Genomic DNA, 233 nt, shown 5'->3' with positions numbered 1-233 from the left:
GCTGCGGCCCAGGCCGCCAGGTCCGGGGCGTTCAGTTCCAGGACGGGAACCGGCAGCGCGGGGGCGGGAAAAACCTCCGGGGGCAGGACGGGGTGCGCCACCTCCCAGGCCGCGTTCGGCGCGCCCGGCCGGGGCGCGGTGACGTGCCAGGTGTCCGCCTGGACCCCCGTGCCCGGCCAGAGGCGGCGCGGCAGCGTGTGGATCACCGCCGCCGGCCCTGCCTTGGCCCACCG

Annotated in this window: 1 protein-coding gene; it reads right to left on the bottom strand. The window is 79.0% G+C overall.

Features of this window, described 5'->3' with window-relative positions:
- Nucleotides 1-233 (bottom strand): hypothetical protein (locus tag GT042_RS05715; protein WP_161307602.1); only part of this gene is annotated, 233 nt, incomplete at both ends.

Origin of the sequence: Streptomyces sp. SID3212 (assembly GCF_009865405.1) — a bacterium.
GTDB lineage: Bacteria > Actinomycetota > Actinomycetes > Streptomycetales > Streptomycetaceae > Streptomyces.
Note: the sequence above shows the minus strand (reverse complement) of the source record. Positions and strands in the feature narration are given on the sequence as shown.